This window comes from Sphingopyxis sp. GW821-FHT02C12, assembly GCF_059421785.1.
This window is the reverse complement of the sequence record NZ_JBWKVQ010000001.1, coordinates 1,639,617-1,656,058: the sequence shown is the minus strand read 5'-3', so window position 1 is coordinate 1,656,058 and position 16,442 is coordinate 1,639,617. Positions and strand designations below refer to the sequence as shown.

The following is a 16,442-nucleotide window of genomic DNA, read 5'->3' as shown; positions in this document are numbered from 1 at the left end:
GCTCCCCTTACAACAGATAGACGATGACATAGCGCGCGACGAGCAGCGACAGAATCGCGATACTGGCGCGGACGCCCTTCACCCACATCGCCGCGACCATCAGCCCGGCGAGGATGAAGGTCAGCCCCCACACCAGCGGGTGTTTGAACGCGGCGACGAGCACCGGATGCGACAGATAGAAGGCAAGCTGCGCGCCGAGCAGCACGAGCAGCAGCACGAGGACGATGCGGCGGACGCGGAAATAATGGGTGTCGAGATTGGCGAACCCCTCGGGCTGCGAGGGAAAGACGAGCCGCGCGGCGAGGAAATAGAGGCTGGCAAAGGCGGCGACCGCCATCAGCGTGCGGCCCGACACCGCGATACTCTCGCGCACTGTCCACGCCGCCTGCCAGAAAGACAGCAGGTCGAGCATCACGAAGATCGCGAGCAAGGGGGTGAGCCAGCCGATCGCGAATTTCGCGCGGCTCTCTTCGGCCGCGAAGCGCGTTTCGAGCGCACGGCCGAGGCCGCTCAGCAGTTCGACCATCGAGAGGCCGAGCAGCAGGCTGTAGAGCGCAAAGACGAACTCGAAATCGCTCACGCGGTCCCCTTCCATGCCGCGGGCAATATCGCGCGATAGGCTTCGACCCCCGGCGCGCCGCCGATCGTCATGCCCTCGCTCAGCATCCAGTAATGGCGCACGATCTCCGCCTGTTGTTCAAGCCCGTAGCGATGCAGCGGCCAGCCGGGCTTGAGGCTGTAGTCATAGGTCGCGAAGGGGTGGCGCATGAAGACGAGGTACCAGCGGCCGCGCTGCTGCGCCTGCCAGACATGCGTCATTTCGTGGATGAACAGCCCCTTGGCACGCGTCGCATCGCTGACCGGACAGGAAAAATCGTCGCAATAGACGTCGCCGCGCGGGTGGAAATGCAGATGCCCCATCGGCGCCATCACGATCTGGCGCGGCTGGAAGAAGATCCATTTGCGGTGCCGGATGCGCACCGCGTCATAATCGATCGCGTCGCCGAACACGCTGCGCGCGAGCGCGACCTCTCCGTCGGTCAGGCGGCGCCCGGCGCGCTCCATTCCCGCTTATTTCTTTGCCGCGTCCGCCGCCTTGCCGGCAGCCTCGCCGCCATGACCCATCGCGCCATGGTCCATCGGCGCCCCGCCGCTGGCCGCGGTCGAGGCGTTCTTGATCGGCAGGTCGACGATGATCCGGTCGTTGTTGGTGAACATGAAGACGAGCGACAATTTGCCCGCGCGTACCGCCGCCGGGTTGACGTTCCAGATCATCAGATGCTTGCCGCCCTGCTTGAATTCCAGCGTGCCGCGCGCCGGGACCGGGGCGCGGTCGATCGACTTCATCGTCATCATGCCGTTTTCGCGGACGCTCTCGTGCATCTCGATGCGCTGCGCGAGGTCGGCCGACACCGCGACCAGTTCGACCGGCGCATCGCCGCCCTTCACCGTGAAATAACCGACCGCCGGCCGGTCGGGCGTCGCCCCCATTTCGATAGAACCGCCCGAAATGTGGAGCACCGGCCCCTTGCCCATATTCTCCTCGCACGCGGCCAGCGTGAGCGCGGTGGCGGCGAGCGTGGCGCCGAGGAAGAGACGGCGGGCAAAGAACTTCATCGGGGGTCTCCGTAAACAGGGGCAATTTCCTGTCCCCGATAAGGCCAATGAGTCCTTGTGCCAAGGATTAGCGCACCTATATCGCGGCCAGAAACCTATCCAGGCGTGCCTGTTCAGGGCGCCAATGAGACAATGAAGGACGTGTAAAACTATGGCCAAAGTGATCGGGATCGACCTCGGCACCACCAACAGCTGCGTGGCGGTGATGGAGGGTGGCAAACCCAAGGTTATCGAAAATGTGGAAGGCACGCGCACGACGCCGTCGATCGTCGCCTTCGCCAAGGACGGCGAGCGGCTGATCGGCCAGCCCGCGAAGCGCCAGGCGGTCACCAATCCCGAAAACACCATTTACGCGGTGAAGCGCCTGATCGGCCGCCGCTTCGACGATCCGATGACCAAGAAGGACATGGAACTCGTCCCCTATTCCATCGTCAAGGGTCCGACCGGCGATGCGTGGGTCAAGGCCGGCGGCGAGGATTATTCGCCGTCGCAGATCAGCGCGTTCATCCTGCAGAAGATGAAGGAAACCGCCGAAGCCTATCTGGGTGAAAAGGTCGAGCAAGCGGTCATCACCGTTCCCGCTTACTTCAACGACGCCCAGCGCCAGGCGACCAAGGACGCCGGCAAGATCGCCGGCCTCGAAGTGCTGCGCATCATCAACGAGCCGACCGCGGCGGCGCTCGCCTATGGCCTCGACAAGACCGAGAACAAGACGATCGCGGTCTATGACCTTGGCGGCGGCACTTTCGACATCTCGATCCTGGAGGTCGGCGACGGCGTGTTCGAGGTGAAGTCGACCAACGGCGACACCTTCCTCGGCGGTGAAGATTTCGACTCGAAGGTCGTCGAATTCCTCGCCGACACCTTCAAGAAGGACGAAGGCATCGACCTGCGCGGCGACAAGCTGGCGCTGCAGCGGCTGAAGGAAGCCGCCGAAAAGGCGAAGATCGAACTGTCGTCGGCCGCGACGACCGAAGTCAACCTGCCCTTCATCACCGCCGACGCGAGCGGTCCGAAGCATCTGGTCAAGACGATCACCCGCGCCGACCTGGAGAAACTGGTCGAAGACCTGGTCAAGCGTACCCTCGAGCCGTGCAAGAAGGCGATCAAGGATGCCGGCGTGTCGGCGAGCGAGATCGACGAGGTCGTGCTCGTCGGCGGCATGACGCGCATGCCGCGCGTGCGTGAGGTCGTGAAGGATTTCTTTGGCAAGGAACCGCACACCGGCGTTAACCCCGATGAAGTCGTCGCGATCGGCGCCGCGATCCAGGCGGGCGTGCTGCAGGGCGACGTCAAGGACGTGCTGCTGCTCGACGTCACCCCGCTGAGCCTCGGCATCGAGACGCTGGGCGGCGTGTTCACGCGCATGATCGACCGCAACACCACCATCCCGACCAAGAAGTCGCAGGTCTATTCGACCGCCGACGACAACCAGTCGGCGGTGACGATCCGCGTGTTCCAGGGCGAGCGCGAAATGGCCGCCGACAACAAGGCGCTGGGCCAGTTCGACCTGGTCGGCATCCCGCCGGCGCCGCGCGGCGTGCCGCAGATCGAGGTGACCTTCGACATCGACGCCAACGGCATCGTGTCGGTCCACGCCAAGGACAAGGGCACCGGCAAGGAACAGCAGATCAAGATCCAGGCGTCGGGTGGCCTGTCGGACGCCGACATCGACCAGATGGTCAAGGATGCCGAGCAGTTCGCCGAGGAAGACAAGGTGCGCCGCGAGGCCGCCGAGGCGAAGAACAACGCCGAAAGCCTGATCCACTCGACCGAAAGCCAGCTGCGCGAGCATGGTGACAAGGTCGACGCGAGCCTGAAGGCCGAGATCGAGGCGGCGGTTGCCGAAGCCAAGACCGCGGTCGAAGGCGGCGACGCCACCGCGATGACCGAAAAGTCGGCGGCGCTCGCGCAGGTCGCGATGAAGCTCGGCCAGGCGATCTATGAGCAGGAGCAGCAGGCCGCGGCGTCCCCCAGCGCCGATGGCGAGGCTCCGAAAGCCGACGAAGATGTCGTCGACGCCGAATTCTCGGAAGTCGAAGACGACAAGAAGTAAGAAGAAACTCTCCCCGCCGCGCGCCAGACGCGCGGCGGGGCTGAGGGGGCATTTGGGTTATGTCGCTCGACATCGATTATTACGAACTGCTCGAATGCGAGCGCACCGCCGACGACGCGACGCTGAAGGCGAGTTATCGCAAGCTCGCGATGAAATATCACCCCGACAAGAATCCGGGGTGCGGCGACAGCGAGGCCCGCTTCAAAGCGATCAGCGAGGCCTATGACTGCCTGCGCGATCCGCAGAAGCGCGCCGCCTATGACCGGTTCGGCAAGAGCATGCCGCATGGCGCGGGCGGCAATGCCGATTTCGGCGATATCGGCGATATCTTCGAATCGATCTTTGGCTCGGCCTTCGGCGGCGGGCGCCAGCAACGCGGCCCCGCGCGCGGCGCCGACCTGCGTTACGACATGGAAATCCGGCTCGAGGACGCCTTCACCGGCGTCACCCGCGAGATCCAGGTCGATGTCGCGGCGCGCTGCGACAGCTGCGACGGATCGGGCGCCAAGCCCGGCACCCAGACCAACCGCTGCACCACCTGCGCCGGCCACGGCAAGGTCCGCGCGCAGCAAGGCTTTTTCATGGTCGAGCGCACCTGCCCCAATTGCCAGGGCGCGGGCGAAGTCATCGCCGACCCGTGCAACACCTGCCATGGCGAAGGCCGGGTCGATCGGCGCAAGACGCTGACCGTCAACGTCCCCGCCGGGGTCGACGAAGGCACGCGCATCCGCCTGTCGGGCGAAGGCGAGAGCGGCGCGCGCGGCGCGGCGCCGGGCGACCTCTACATCTTCCTCCACATGGCGCGGCACAAGGTCTTCGAACGCGAGGGCACGACGCTGTTCACGCGCGCGCCGATCAGCTTCACCACCGCAGCGCTCGGCGGCGAGATCAGCATCCCGGGGCTCGACGGCGCCAAGCACGACATCCGCATCCCGGCGGGCATCCAGTCGGGCAAGCAATTGCGCCAGCGCGGCGCCGGCATGCCGGTGCTGAACGGGCGCGGCCATGGCGACCTGGTCGTCCAGATCGACGTCGAGACGCCGACCAAGCTGACCGCGCGGCAGAAGGAATTGCTCGCCGAATTCCGCGAGACCGAGACCGGCGACGAATGCCCCGCGAGCCAGGGCTTTTTCGGGCGGATCAAGGAAATGTGGGACGATCTGACAGATTGATCGCGCCGCGGTCGCCGCGAATGTCATAACATTGTCATTCCCGCGAAAGCGGGAACCTAGGGGTGAAGAAAGCCGAATCACGCACTGGATCCCCGCTTTCGCGGGGATGACATTTGTGGTCAGCCGATTTCTTTCCGCAATTCCGCGATCAGCGCCGCGACCTTGGGCAGCCGCTCCTCCTCCTCGTCGAGAATCGCGTGGAACGCCCGCCGTTTGATCGCCTTCAGCTCGTCGGCGGGCAGCGCTGCATCGCCTGTTACGCTCGACGCGACGATGTCGATCAGCCGGTCGGCGCCGTGGAGGCGGCCCCAGAGATAGTCGTTCTCGCGATAGGCGCGGCTGAAGAAGGCGCCGAAGCTGTTAAACTCGATCCCTTTGAGCATCGCCGCCGCGCCGCCGTTACGGATCGCGGTGGCGTCCGATGGCGAGATGCGGTCGATCTTGATCGGGTCGAACTCGTCGAACCCCTCGCCCTGTAGCAGCGGCAGCGTCGCGATGTCGTAGAAGGGGTAGCCGAGATAGGCGAGCAGCAGTGCACGCCGGTCGTCCTTGGGCAGGGCGCCGAGGCCCTCGGCGATCAGCGCGTCGGCGGCAGCGTCGGCGCCGATCAGGTCGCGGCGCGCGGCGATGGCGTCGATCCACTGGCCGGCATCGGCGTCGGCCGAGATATCGAGATCGGCGAACCAGCTGTCTCCCTCGCGCTCCAGATAGACGCCGAGTGCATCGTAGATGGTGTCGCGCATCGCGTCGCACGCGGGGTCGCGCGTATCGCGCTGCGCCTCGACCACCCGGTCGAGCTCGCGCGCGAGGAAGCGCAGGCGGCGCACGCGGAAACCGAGATCGTGGGTGCGGAAGAAGGTGACGGCGTCATTGCTCGCCCCCGCGCCGCGCCTGCCCGAAATACGGTCGAGCCCGCGTGCGCGCACCTCGTCCCAGAGCTGCTGGCGACGATTGCGGCGATGGATGTCGCCTTCGGGCGGGGCGAGGCGATCGACGATGCCGACCAGGTCCTCGACCATCGCCGACAGCTTGAGATGGCCATAAGGCGAGAAGGCGAAGCCCGCGCGTTCGGCCGCCTGTTCCTGCGCCTTGGCGCGCCATTTGGCGAGCCGGGCGGTGGTCGGGGTGTCGAGGAAGAAGGTGGTGCCGAAAAGCGCGGCCACTTGCTCTTCGACCTCTACCTTCATCGCGTCGAGGATATGTTGCATCCGGCGGATGCGGCGCGACATGCCCTCGATCGCCTCGACATTGTCGCGGATCGGCTGTTCGCGGGGGATTTCAGACATCGCGCCGAGGATCGTCGGCAGGAAACCGGGCAGGCGCGGGGCATCGCCCTCCGCGGTTTCGCCGGGCTTGCCGAAGCTGATCGAGCGATAATCGGGTTTCGGGTCGATATAGATGAAGCGGCGATCGATCTCGCGCCGCGCCGGGCGCTGTTTAAGCGCGGCGATCGCGGGACGGAAGGGCGCGTTGGCGAGCACCGAGCCGTCGATCAGCACGCGGTCGGCGGGATCGGCCTCGCCGCCTGCGGGCAGCTGCGCGCGGATGAAGCCGTCGCGGCCGGGCCAGGCGATCCCGCGCTTGTCGAGTACGCTGTCGAGTTCGCGCAGGGTGAAGGGCGGGAACGCGCCGGGAAAACTCGCGGTCGCGCGCGCCGCGGCGGCGAGACCGGGGACGTCGTCGAGCGCCTTGCCGGCACGGCTGTCCTGACGGAAATGGAGAATCAGGCGGTGCTCGTCCTCGGTCACGCGCGGCGGGCTGTTGAGCGACAGCGAGACGCGGTGGCCGGCAAAATCGGTGACCGAAACGAACAGGTCGACGGGCTGCCCCGCCGGCACCAGCGCGGGTCCGCGCGGCCCTTGGTCCATCGCGTCGAAGGCATCGAGGAGCAGGTTCGAAAAGGTCTCGCCACCGAAGGGCGGTTCGAACCAGCGCGCCCGCACGAAGCGCGACAGCTTCGCGCGCACCTCGTCCTGCGCGCCTTCGCCCACCGTGCGGTCGATGACATTGCCGCGCTTCTTCATCATCCAGCCGGCGATCGGCACCGCCCAGAATTTGGTCGCCGCCGACAAAGGCCGCGCGTCGGGGTCGATCAAATGATCGACGTCGGCATCGTCGAGCCACAGGTCGGTGAGCGGGTCGAGCGACTGGCCGGTGGCGAGTGCGCGTGCGAGGAAGATACCGTTGATCCCGCCCGCGCTGGCGCCCGCGACGATGTCGGCGAGCACGCGCAGGCGGATGGTGCTGCGTTCGGCGATGGACGCGAGCAGGTCGCGATAGACAGTCCCGACGCCGCTGAGCGGACCGCCGTCGTGGAAGGCGCGCGACGCCGCGGCGAGCCGCCACACCTCCTTGGTGATGCCGTGCATATAGACGGCGAGGCTGATGCCGCCGTAGCAAATCAGGGCGAAACGCAGTTCCTTCTCGCGCATGGTCAGGCTGATAGCGCGCTTTCCCTGGTGTGGCCAATTTTCCACGGCCCGGCGACAAAGCCGCCTGACAAGCGATTCTTCGGGCTTTTCTCTTGCCTATGCAAATCATTCGCATTAGCGGTTCTTGCAAACAGGAGCTGAGAATGAATCGCAAATTTGCCGCCGCCATGCTGGCTTGCACCATGCTGTCGTCCCCCGCCGTCGCGCAGGACGACACCGCGACCGACAAGGGGACAGGTGAAGACACGATCGTCGTCACAGCGGCGCGCACCATCTTGCCGCCGAACGCCCTGCCGCTGACCATCGACATCATCGGCAAGGACACGCTCGACCAGCAGATCGCGATTTCGGGATCGATCACCGACGCGGTGTCGAGCCTGACCCCCAGTTTCTCACCGACGCGCCAGAAACTCTCGGGCGCGGGCGAGACGCTGCGCGGCCGCTCGCCGCTCTATGCGATCAACGGCATCCCGCAGTCGACCCCGATGCGCGACGGCAGCCGCGACGGCTTCACCATCGACGGCTTCTTCATCGACCGCGTCGAGCTGATCTATGGGTCGAACGCGCTGCAAGGGGTCGGCGGCACCGGCGGTATCGTCAACCAGGTCACCGTCGGCGCGCCGAGAACCGAGGGTCTCGGTGGTCGCTTCCTGCTGCAGGGCACGGCCGACGATGGCTTCAGCAAGGACGGGCTGGGCGGCAAGGTCGCGGGCCTCGTCCAGTATAAGGCCGGCCGCTTCGATGCGACGGTCGGCGCCGCATTCGAAAGGCGCGGCGCCTTTTACGACGGCGACGGCCGCCGTATCGGTATCAACCTGACGCAAGGCGAGACGCAGGATTCGCAAACGCTCTCGCTGTTCGCGCGCCTCGGCTACGAACTTTCGTCGTCGGCGCGTCTCGACCTGACCGCCAGCCGTTTCGAACTCAAGGGCGACGGCGACTATGTCGCGCTCGCAGGCAACCGCCTGACCGGCGTGCCGACCAGCGCGGTGCGCGGCACCCCGCCGGGCGAAGCGGCGCAGAACCGCACCGAAAGCGTCGCGCTGTCGCTGACCGACACCGACCTTGGCGGCGGCAATTTCGTCAGCCAGATCTTCTTCAACCGCAGCCGCGACACCTTCGGCGGCGAAGTGAATACGCAAGCGACCTTTCAGGATCCCGCGCTCGCCCCCGTCGGCACGCTGTTCGACCAGTCGCAGAACCGCAGCCGCAAACTGGGCGCCAAGCTCAGCTATGAACGCGCGGTCCCGGGCTTCGAGGACCTGACCGTCACGGTCGGTTTCGACGCGCTCGTCGACAAGACCGAGCAGGCTCTGATCGCCACCGGGCGCGTCTGGGTACCGCCGAGCGATTTCCGCAGCCTCGCGCCCTTCGGCCAGGCGAACCTCAAATTGTTCGACGGTCTCGTCCGCCTCGCGGGCGGGGTGCGCTGGGAAAATGTGAAGATCGAAATCGACGATTATCACACGCTCGCCTCGACCACCTTCGTCGCCTGCTCGGCGACCGTCACCACCAACTGCGGCACCGCAACCTATGGCGGCGTCGACGTCGCGGGCGGCAAGCCCAAGTTCCAGGACCTGCTGATCAACGGCGGCCTGATCGTCGAGCCATGGGCGGGCATCCGCGCCTATGCGAGCTACGCCGAAGGCTTCACCGTGCCCGACATCGGTCGCATCACCCGCGCGGTGAACCGCACCGGGGTCGACCTCGACAGCTTCCTCGACATCTCGCCGATCGTGTCGAACAACCGCGAGATCGGCATCGAGTTGAAGCGCGGCCCGCTCGATGCCAGCGCGACCTATTTCTGGTCGTCGAGCGACAAGGGCCAGCTGCTCATCGCGCGGCCCGACCGCATCTTCGACGTCCAGCGCCAACGCGTCGAAATCGAGGGGCTCGAACTCAACCTGCGCGTCGCGATGCCGATCGACGGGCTGAAGCTTGGCGTCGGCTATGCGCATCTGCAGGGCCGGTATGACAGCGACAGCGCGAACCCCGATGGGATCGTCGACACCGACCTCGATGGCACCAACATCTCGCCCGACCGCCTGAACCTCAACGCGAGCTACAACAAGGGGCCTCTCTCGGCGCTGGTGCAGACGCAATTCTTCCTGTCCAAGAGCTTCCACGGCAAGGCGAACCCCGACCAGCGCAACAATTTCGGCGGCTACAACCTCACCGATGCCAGCATCCGTTACCAGACCGGCTTTGGCGGACTCAGCCTGAGCGTCCAGAACCTGTTCGACAAATTCTACATCGACTATTCGAGCGACACGCGGCTGCCGACCGACAATCTCGCCTTCTTTGCGGGACGCGGGCGAACCTTCGCGCTTGGCTGGGACTATCGCTTCTAACATGATGGCGCTGCTCGACACCCTCCATCGCTGGGCCGGGGGCCTGCTCGGCCTCGTCCTCGCGCTGCTCGGGCTGTCGGGCACGATCCTGCTCTATGAGCATCTGTGGATCGGGCTGCCGGGCACCGGCGACGCGCTGCGCGGCGACCTGCCCACGGTCGCCGCGACGACCGAGCGACTGATGGCGATGCCCGGCGCACAGGGCATCATCTATGCCGACGAGCGCTTCGGGCTCCACCAGCTCCGCCTCGGCAAGGAGGCGGGCGCCTATGCCAGCCAGTCGGGCGAGGTCGTCACACGCTGGGCGAGCCAGTGGGAGCGACCCGAACTGTGGATCTTTGATTTCCATCATCATCTGTTCGCGGGCGACAGCGGCGAATGGGTGATCGGCATCGCCGGGCTGGCCGGCCTGTTCTTCGTGATTTCAGGCGTCGTCCTGTGGTGGCGGACGCGAAAGACCTTCAGGCTGCGGCTGTGGCCGAAGCGGATGAGCCGCCCCGCGATCGTGATGCAGCATCGCGACCTGGGCGTGGTCGTGGCGCCGCTGTTGCTGATCTCGGTCGTCACCGGCACGATGATGATCTTCCGTCCCTTCGCGATGGTGATGATCGCCCCCTTCGGATCGCCGGCCGAGGCCGCCAGGGCGATCGAGCCGCCGAAATACAGCGGCGGCCCGCTCGCCGCGAAGCCCGATTACGCCGCGATGCTGACCGAAGCGCGGCGGCGCTTTCCCGATGCCGAGTTCCGCATCCTGTCGCTGCCGCGCAAGCCCGGCGACGCGATCATGCTGCGGATGCGCCAGCAGGCCGAATGGTTGCCCAACGGCCGTTCGACATTGTGGTTCGACGCCGCGACGGGCGAAGTGCTCGGCGCGCGCGATGCGCTGGCGATGCCCGGCGGCGCGCGGGCGTTCAACATGGCCTTCCCGATCCATGCGTCGAAGGTCGGCGGCTGGAGTTGGCGGATATTGATGACGCTCTCCGGCCTCGCGATGACGATGCTCGGCAGCTTCGCGGTGTGGAGCTTCTGGTTCAGGCGTCCGAAGCCTGTAAAACGGACGGCGAAGAAAGCCGCGCTGGCGTCCACTTAACTCGTCGCCCCCGCGAAGGCGGGGGTCGCTGGAAATGTTGCGCAAGGCCGATAGCGGCCCCCGCCTTCGCGGGGGCGACGGTTCTCGACGCGCCGCTTTCCTATTTTACCCGCCGCCCTATATCCTGCCCAGTCCCATGACCCGCGCCCGCGTCCTCCTGCTTACCGCCGCCCTCGGCCCGCTCGACTACCGGGTGCCCTATGGCATGGAGGCCGAACTCGGCAGCGTCGTCGTCGCGCCGCTCGGACCACGCAAGCTCGGCGGGGTGATGTGGGAAGACCAAAGTTTCGGATCGCCGGAAGCCGTCGGCGACAACCGGTTGCGTAACCTGTTCGAGGTCGTGCCGGTGCCGCCAATCCAGGCGCCGCTCCGCCGTCTCGTCGAATGGACGAGCGACTATTACCTCGCGCCGCCGGGGTCGGTGCTGCGCATGGTGCTGCCCGGGGTCGCCTTCGCCGATGCACGGCGCCCGATCATCGAATATCGCGCGACGGGTGAGCTGCCCAAGCGGATGACGCCGCAGCGGACGGTCGCGCTCGACATGATCGGACGCTCACAAGGAACGGTGCGCGAACTCGCTGCGCTTGCCGAGGTCAGCGAGGCGGTGGTGCGCGGGCTGGTGAACACCGGCGCGCTCGAGGCGGTCGCGGTTTCGGCCGACGCGCCTTATCCCGCTCCCGATCCGGCCTTCGCGCCGCCCGACCTATCGGACGAACAGACCGCGGCGGCGGCGCGGCTGATCGCGGCGGTGGCAGCCGAAAAATTCGAGACCCTGCTGCTCGACGGGGTCACCGGGTCGGGCAAGACCGAAGTCTATATGGAGGCGATCGCCGCCGCGATCGACGCGGGCAAGCAGGCGCTGGTGCTACTCCCCGAAATCGCGCTGACCGAGCCGATGTTGACGCGCTTTGCGGCGCGCTTCGGCTGCGAGCCGGTTGGGTGGCATTCAGGCCTCCGCTCGGCCGAGCGCCGCCGCGCCTGGCATGCCATCGCGAACGGTGACGCGCGCATCGTCATCGGCGCGCGCTCGGCACTGTTCCTGCCCTATGCACGGCTCGGCGTGATCGTCGTCGACGAAGCGCATGAAACAAGCTTCAAGCAGGAAGACGGCGTCCATTATCACGCGCGCGATGTCGCGGTGATGCGCGGGCATTTCGAAGGGCTGCCGGTGGTCCTCGCGAGTGCGACCCCCGCGCTCGAAAGCCTCGCGATGGTCGAGGCGGGGCGCTACCGCCATATCCAGCTGCCCGCGCGCTTCGGCGGCGCCACTTTGCCCGATCTCGCGGCGATCGACATGCGGCAGGACCCGCCCGACCGCGGCACCTGGCTCGCGCCGCCGCTCGTCGACGCGCTCGCCGACCGGCTGCACAAGGGCGAGCAGAGCCTGCTCTTTTTGAACCGCCGCGGTTTCGCACCGTTGACGCTCTGCCGTACCTGCGGCCACCGTATCCAGTGCCCGAACTGCACCGCGTGGATGGTCGAGCACCGGCTGGTCCACCGGCTCGCCTGCCATCATTGCGGCCATGTCATGCCGCCACCACGGCTGTGCCCCGAATGTGAGGACGAGGACAGTCTCGTCGCCTGCGGCCCCGGCGTCGAACGCGTCGCTGACGAGGTGCGCCTGCGTTTCCCCGAGGCACGCGTCGCGATCGTCACCAGCGATACGCTCTGGTCGCCCGCCAAAGCCGCCGAATTCGTCGACAATGTCGAGGGCGGGCTGGTCGATATCATCATCGGCACCCAGCTCGTCACCAAGGGCTATCATTTCCCGAACCTCACCCTCGTCGGGGTGGTCGACGCCGACCTCGGCCTCGACGGCGGCGATTTGCGCGCGTCCGAACGCACCTTCCAGCAGATCGCGCAGGTCGCGGGGCGCGCCGGGCGCGGCGTGAAGCCCGGCGAAGTGCTGATCCAGACGCGTGTGCCCGACGCGCCGGTGATGGCGGCGCTGGTCGCGAACGACCGCGACGGTTTCTATGCCGCCGAGGCCGCGGCGCGAAAGCATGCCGGCGCCCCGCCCTATGGCCGCTTCGCCGCGCTGGTGATTTCGTCGGAGGATATCGAAGTCGCGCGCGGCGTCGCGCAGCGGCTGGGGCAGAAAGCCCCGGTCGCCGAGGGTCTTGCCGTCTATGGCCCCGCCCCCGCCCCGCTCGCGATGCTGCGCGGCCGCCACCGTTTCCGCCTGTTGCTCCACGCGCCGCGCAGCTTCGACCTGCAAGGCACGATCCGCGAGTGGGTCGGCCAGATCGACTGGCCGTCGAAGGCGCGGCTGGCGATCGACATCGACCCCTATAGTTTCGTTTGACGGGCCAGGGCTTTACAGCCCGCCGCCTGCTTGGCAGCATGGCCGGGCAGAGGGGTGTGCCGGGGGATGAGACATGCATAAGGGGGCAATGGCGGCGCTGGCGCTGATCGCGGCGCTGGCGGCGACGGGCGCACAGGCCAAATGGCTGCGCGCCGACACCGACAATTTCATCATCTACAGCGAGGGCAATGAGCGGTCGCTGCGCGATTTCGCGGAGAATCTGCAACGCTTCGATGCGACGCTGCGCTTTCGCTTCAAGGTGCCGGGGGGCAAGGAGCCGAACCGGCTGACCATCTACCTCCTGCCCCGTGCCGAGGATGCCGGGCGACTGATGTCGGGCAAGCGCGGTTCGTCGATCGCCGGTTTTTACAGCCCCGACCCCGAAGGCAGCTTTGCCGTGTCGCATCGCGAGGATCTGGGCGGCGGCCTGGGCACCCCGCAATCGCAGCAGACCCTGTTTCACGAATATGGCCATCATTTCATGAAACGCTATGTCCATGCGGCCTTCCCCGCATGGTTCATCGAGGGCTTCGCCGAATATTATTCGACCGTCGATTTCAACCGCGAGGGCAAGGCCGAAATCGGCCGGCCAGCCTATGGCCGCGCCTATGGCCTGCTCGAAATGCCGAAGATACCGGCCGAGAAACTGCTGTTCGTCCAGCCCGGCGCGATGCGCAATTCGGGCCAGGTCGACGTCTATTACGGACGCTCGTGGATCCTGACGCACATGCTCTACAACGACGCCTCGCGCGCCGGGCAGCTCACCAAATATATCGAGGCGATCAATCGCGGCGAGGAGGCGAAGAAGGCGGCGGTCGGGGCGTTCGGCGATCTCGCGCAGCTCGACAAGGATCTCAATCGCTACACCCTGCGCCCGCTCACCTATCGCACCTCGCTCGAACCGATCGCTATCCCCGGCAATATCGCGATCACGCCGCTGGTGGCGGCCGAAGATGCGCTGATCGATCTGCGGCTCGAACGGATGAGCGCGAGCCGCGACAAGGAACGCCTTGCCAGGGTGCGCGACCAGTTGCGGGGGCTGACCGCACTGCACCCCGGCCATGCCAATGCCTGGTTCGAGCTGGCGATGGCCGAATGGGAGATCGACGAGGAAGAGCGCGATCTGGCCGCCGTGCGGGCGGCGACCGACAAGGCGCTGGCGCTCGACGCCGATCATGTCCGCGCCAATGTCCTGCTCGGCCGGCTGCTGGCGCTCGACATGGACAAGAAGAATGATTTCACAGCCGCCGCCTGGCGCGAGGTGCGCAAGCCGATCGCGCATGCCAATCGCACCAATCCCGACGACCCGGTACCGCTCTACGCCTATTTCCGAAGCTTCGTCGATCAGGGCGTAATGCCGCCCGACATCGCCATCCAGGGGCTTGCGCAGGCCTTTTCGCTGGCGCCCGAGGATATCCAGCTGCGCATGGAATATGCCTTTTCTCTCGCCAACAAGGGCGATTTCGAACCGGCCATCAAGCTGGCAAAGTCGGTCGCCTTCGACCCACACGGCGGCGGCGGCGAGGACTTACTGAACCAGCTCGAAGCGATGCGTGATCGCCGCAACGGTGGATCCGGCGCGGCGGCCGAGGAGGCAGCGCCGCCCGAAGCGACGGACCAGCCCCGTCAATAATCGGGTTCGGCGCCGCCCAATACCTGCTGCGCCTGCGCGGTGAGCCACGCCATCGCCGCCGCCCATGGCTGGTGCCCATGGCTGATCCGCGCGACGCCGAGGCCGGCGAGGTCCTTGTGCGTCGGGCCGCCCTTGCCGCGCAGGATGTTCACCGGCAGCGGCGAAGCGTCGCAGATCGCGCCGATGCATTTCGGATCGAGCAGGAAGGGCACGAACAGCGATCCCGCGCCGGCATCGGCATAAGCGCGCGCGCGTTCGAGCGTCGCGGCGACGAGTGTGTCGCCATCCTGCGCGACATCGGCGCCGCGAAAGGTGTCGCAGCGCGCGTTGACGAAAATGCCGGTGTCGGCGGCCGCGCGGTAGCGCGCGGCGGCCTCCGCGATCGGCAGCAATGCGGTCTCGCCGGGCAACCGGTCCTCCATGTTGATCCCCGCCGCGCCGGCTTCGCGCGCGCGAGCGACCGAGACGCCGACTGCCGCCGGGTCGGCGCCATAACCCGATTCCATGTCGATCGTGACCGGCAGGTCGGTGACCGACAGGATGCGCGCCAGATTTTCGAACACATCTTCGAGCGGGAAATCCTCGCCATCGGCGCGGCCCTGCGCCCCCGCGACGCCGTAACTGCCCGTCGCGATCGCCTTGGCGCCCGCCGCGGCGACCGCCTTCGCGCTCCCCGCGTCCCAGATGTTGACGAGGATCAGCGGATCGCCGGGGACATGGAGCGCGCGAAATTCAGCCACTTTGTCGGACATCAGAAACTCTCCCGCTTGAGCAATTCTTCCTTGATCGGCAGGCCATAGGCATAGCCGCCGAGCGTTCCGTCGCTGCGTAGCACACGGTGGCATGGAATGAGCACCGCGACATTGTTCGCACCATTGGCGCTGCCCGCCGCGCGCACCGCCTTCGGCTTGCCGACCGCGGCGGCGATGTCGGCATAGCTGCGCGTCTCGCCCGCCGGAATCGTCCTGAGCTCGCGCCACACCGCTTCCTGGAACGCGGTGCCCTTCACGTCGATCGGGATATGATCGAAGCCGTTCACCGGCGCCTCGACCGCGTCGACGACCTCTTTCAGGAGCGCGGCGAAATCACTGCCGCCTTCGATCAGCTCGGCGGCGGGGAAGCGTTTCTCGAGCGCCTCGCGCCCCTCGGCGAAACTCAGCCGGCACACGCCTTTTGTCGTCGCCGCGACGAGCATCTCGCCGAGGCTGGTCGGCACCACCGCCCAGTGGATCGTCGCGCCCTTGCCGCCGTTGACCCAAGCCGACGCCGTCATGCCCATGCGTCCCTCCATATTGTCATAGAAACGCGACGGCCCCGAAAAGCCCGCATCGTAGATCGCGTCGGTCACCCGGGCGCCCTCGCTGAGCGCCTGCCGCGCGCGTTCCTCGCGCAGCGCGCGCGCGTAAGCGGCGGGCGACAGGCCGGTGTGGCGGGTGAAGACGCGCTGGAAATGGGTCGGCGAATAGCCGGTGCGCGCGGCGAGATCGGCGAGTGCGAGCGGCTCCTCGCTGCCCTTGATCGCGGCGATCGCCTTGATCACCGCACCCTCGTCACGCGCGACGTCGTCGGGCAGGCAACGCTTGCACGGGCGCAGGCCGGTCGCCCTCGCCGCGGCGCCATCGGCGAAGAAGCGGACGTTCTGGCGCAGGGGATGGCGCGCGGCGCAGCTCGGGCGGCAATAGATGCCGGTGGTGAGCACCCCGGTGATGAAGCGGCCGTCATAGGCCTTGTCGCGCGCCTGCACCGCGTCCCAGCGCTCGTCATCGGTCATGGTGGAGAAGGCCAT

12 protein-coding genes are annotated in these 16,442 nt (G+C 66.8%); 6 read left to right on the top strand and 6 right to left on the bottom strand.

Annotated elements, in window-relative coordinates; translation table 11 throughout:
* Positions 1 to 7: 7 nt before the first annotated feature.
* Genes AC07U1_RS07820 through AC07U1_RS07810 form a run of 3 tightly spaced genes read right to left on the bottom strand, consistent with a single transcriptional unit; the run spans position 8 to position 1,617 of the window.
* The gene (locus AC07U1_RS07820; protein WP_495176910.1) at positions 8 to 580 is read right to left on the bottom strand and encodes a hypothetical protein; all 573 of its coding nucleotides are present in this window, start codon (positions 578 to 580) and stop codon (positions 8 to 10) included.
* Complete coding sequence (locus AC07U1_RS07815; protein ID WP_495176911.1) at positions 577 to 1,065, bottom strand: vgr related protein; 489 nt, start codon at positions 1,063 to 1,065, stop codon at positions 577 to 579. Before AC07U1_RS07815 ends, AC07U1_RS07820 begins: the two co-directional genes overlap by 4 nt.
* A gap of 6 nt (positions 1,066 to 1,071) precedes the next feature.
* On the bottom strand, positions 1,072 to 1,617 hold the full coding sequence (locus AC07U1_RS07810; RefSeq protein WP_187141299.1) for a copper chaperone PCu(A)C: 546 nt from the start codon (positions 1,615 to 1,617) through the stop codon (positions 1,072 to 1,074).
* A gap of 151 nt (positions 1,618 to 1,768) precedes the next feature.
* On the opposite strand from AC07U1_RS07810, the gene dnaK reads away from it, so the two are divergent.
* Entirely contained in the window at positions 1,769 to 3,673 is a 1,905-nt protein-coding gene (dnaK, locus tag AC07U1_RS07805; protein WP_187141298.1) for a molecular chaperone DnaK, read from the top strand.
* A gap of 59 nt (positions 3,674 to 3,732) precedes the next feature.
* On the top strand, positions 3,733 to 4,845 hold the full coding sequence (dnaJ, locus tag AC07U1_RS07800) for a molecular chaperone DnaJ (protein ID WP_056345313.1): 1,113 nt from the start codon (positions 3,733 to 3,735) through the stop codon (positions 4,843 to 4,845).
* Positions 4,846 to 4,964: 119 nt separating this feature from the next.
* Here dnaJ and AC07U1_RS07795 read toward each other — a convergent pair whose 3' ends face one another.
* Positions 4,965 to 7,277 (bottom strand): patatin-like protein, encoded by a 2,313-nt coding sequence (locus AC07U1_RS07795; RefSeq protein ID WP_495176912.1) that lies wholly within the window; start codon positions 7,275 to 7,277, stop codon positions 4,965 to 4,967.
* A 143-nt stretch (positions 7,278 to 7,420) separates the two neighbouring features.
* Here AC07U1_RS07795 and AC07U1_RS07790 point away from each other — a divergent pair, with 143 nt between their 5' ends.
* From AC07U1_RS07790 to AC07U1_RS07775, 4 genes are all read left to right on the top strand, one after another.
* Positions 7,421 to 9,628 (top strand): TonB-dependent receptor, encoded by a 2,208-nt coding sequence (locus tag AC07U1_RS07790; protein WP_495176913.1) that lies wholly within the window; start codon positions 7,421 to 7,423, stop codon positions 9,626 to 9,628.
* A 4-nt stretch (positions 9,629 to 9,632) separates the two neighbouring features.
* Positions 9,633 to 10,718, top strand: a complete 1,086-nt coding sequence (locus tag AC07U1_RS07785; protein WP_492738074.1) for a PepSY-associated TM helix domain-containing protein — start codon at positions 9,633 to 9,635, stop codon at positions 10,716 to 10,718.
* A gap of 136 nt (positions 10,719 to 10,854) precedes the next feature.
* A complete protein-coding gene (locus AC07U1_RS07780) occupies positions 10,855 to 13,023 on the top strand; it encodes a primosomal protein N' (protein WP_495176914.1) in 2,169 nt (722 codons plus the stop codon).
* A 73-nt stretch (positions 13,024 to 13,096) separates the two neighbouring features.
* Positions 13,097 to 14,656, top strand: a complete 1,560-nt coding sequence (locus AC07U1_RS07775) for a hypothetical protein (RefSeq protein ID WP_495176915.1) — start codon at positions 13,097 to 13,099, stop codon at positions 14,654 to 14,656.
* Here AC07U1_RS07775 and AC07U1_RS07770 read toward each other — a convergent pair.
* Positions 14,650 to 15,408 carry an isocitrate lyase/PEP mutase family protein gene (locus tag AC07U1_RS07770; protein WP_495176916.1) on the bottom strand — a complete coding sequence of 253 codons (759 nt, stop codon included), beginning with the start codon at positions 15,406 to 15,408 and terminating at the stop codon, positions 14,650 to 14,652. The genes AC07U1_RS07775 and AC07U1_RS07770 overlap by 7 nt on opposite strands.
* Positions 15,408 to 16,442 carry a bifunctional DNA-binding transcriptional regulator/O6-methylguanine-DNA methyltransferase Ada gene (ada, locus tag AC07U1_RS07765; protein WP_495176917.1) on the bottom strand — a complete coding sequence of 345 codons (1,035 nt, stop codon included), beginning with the start codon at positions 16,440 to 16,442 and terminating at the stop codon, positions 15,408 to 15,410. The genes AC07U1_RS07770 and ada overlap by 1 nt, the downstream gene beginning before the upstream one ends.

Bases quoted from the DNA above. Each gene is read 5' to 3' on its own strand.
- AC07U1_RS07815 (WP_495176911.1), bottom strand. From the start codon at position 1,065: ATGGAGCGCGCCGGGCGCCGCCTGACCGACGGAGAGGTCGCGCTCGCG.
- AC07U1_RS07810 (WP_187141299.1), bottom strand. From the start codon at position 1,617: ATGAAGTTCTTTGCCCGCCGTCTCTTCCTCGGCGCCACGCTCGCCGCC.
- dnaK (WP_187141298.1), top strand. From the start codon at position 1,769: ATGGCCAAAGTGATCGGGATCGACCTCGGCACCACCAACAGCTGCGTG.
- dnaJ (WP_056345313.1), top strand. From the start codon at position 3,733: ATGTCGCTCGACATCGATTATTACGAACTGCTCGAATGCGAGCGCACC.
- AC07U1_RS07795 (WP_495176912.1), bottom strand. From the start codon at position 7,277: ATGCGCGAGAAGGAACTGCGTTTCGCCCTGATTTGCTACGGCGGCATC.
- AC07U1_RS07790 (WP_495176913.1), top strand. From the start codon at position 7,421: ATGAATCGCAAATTTGCCGCCGCCATGCTGGCTTGCACCATGCTGTCG.
- AC07U1_RS07785 (WP_492738074.1), top strand. From the start codon at position 9,633: ATGGCGCTGCTCGACACCCTCCATCGCTGGGCCGGGGGCCTGCTCGGC.
- AC07U1_RS07780 (WP_495176914.1), top strand. From the start codon at position 10,855: ATGACCCGCGCCCGCGTCCTCCTGCTTACCGCCGCCCTCGGCCCGCTC.
- AC07U1_RS07775 (WP_495176915.1), top strand. From the start codon at position 13,097: ATGCATAAGGGGGCAATGGCGGCGCTGGCGCTGATCGCGGCGCTGGCG.
- AC07U1_RS07770 (WP_495176916.1), bottom strand. From the start codon at position 15,408: ATGTCCGACAAAGTGGCTGAATTTCGCGCGCTCCATGTCCCCGGCGAT.
- ada (WP_495176917.1), bottom strand. From the start codon at position 16,442: ATGGCCTTCTCCACCATGACCGATGACGAGCGCTGGGACGCGGTGCAG.